Annotated in this window: 2 protein-coding genes; both read left to right on the top strand. The window is 56.3% G+C overall.

The features are described from left to right. Positions 1-459 (top strand): hypothetical protein (locus tag K309_RS43730; RefSeq protein WP_232232666.1); only part of this gene is annotated, 459 nt, incomplete at its 5' end. Between the two features lie 468 nt (positions 460-927). Next, positions 928-1049, top strand: a 122-nt coding sequence (locus K309_RS41430; protein ID WP_232232667.1) for a 3-hydroxyacyl-CoA dehydrogenase NAD-binding domain-containing protein, incomplete at its 3' end; no start/stop codon positions are given.

The raw sequence follows: 1049 nt of genomic DNA, 5'->3' as shown, positions 1-1049 counted from the left end.
CAAGCAGGGCGGCGGCCCCTCGAACCTCGTCATCTGTCAAGGGTTCGCGGGGGGAATTGCGATTTTATTGGCGGCTTAACTTGGATGGATTGGGCGCACGACCCCTTCCAGACCAAGTCTCGCCAGCTCCGCATTGATCTCGATAGGCTGTATCTCCACGCGTACGGCAAAGAATCCGTAAGACGCAAGTTTTGCCGAAGGGTCGGTGCGAAATGGCTGCCATTTCGCGACGAGCTTCCGTCCGAAACCGCCCCAAGAGCGCGCAGGAAGCACCCCCTATGCGGTGAACGCAGTAGACCCAAAAACTACGTTATTTCAAGCACTTACGAGAGCAAGCAAAAATTCGGTCACGTTATGATTGAAGAAATACAAGTCCGGACACTAATTGCTTGTACGGCCCTCAAAAAGAAGCGCCTTAATACCTACATTCCCGCCAAATTTCGGCCGGAAATTGCTTGAAATCGCGGCCGCGATTCGGCGAATTTCCCAACAAAGCCGGAAGAAACCTTTCCGATAGCATAAAGAGCCGAAACTGCCACTTTATGGCGCACTTCCCAGGGTGCATGCCCCCGAGTGCTCCGCGCTTGTGCGCCCTCCTCTCATCGCACTCGATTTCAGTTGCGGGAAAAGCGGCAGAAATTGTCAATAAATGGGCAGGCTCGGGTAGTGGCGAACGACGCCCGCGGCGCTACGATCAGGAGACGTTCAGACCGCTGGCGGCCTACGCCAGCTTACTCAATGCATCTTTCATCGGCTTGGACGGCCGCGATGGCGTTTGGCACGCTATCCGTGCCGCGCTATTCAAGAGAGCCGATCCAGTTAACGCGCTCAGCGCGACATCTTGACGGGCGAAGCTGCGACGCGGCTCTACGGCCTCAACTCCAGCGAACCACATCTATATTCTCCAAACCCTTAAAGGCGTTCGACATGGCAATCAAGACAGTAGGCATCGTTGGTGCCGGCACCATGGGCAATGGCATCGCCCAGGCCTGCGCGGTAGTGGGACTGAACGTGGTGATGGTCGACATCAGCGACGCCGCCGTGCAGAA

It is taken from the genome of Cupriavidus phytohabitans (assembly GCF_000426345.1).
In the GTDB taxonomy this organism is placed as follows: Bacteria; Pseudomonadota; Gammaproteobacteria; order Burkholderiales; family Burkholderiaceae; genus Cupriavidus.
Note: the sequence above shows the minus strand (reverse complement) of the source record. Positions and strands in the feature narration are given on the sequence as shown.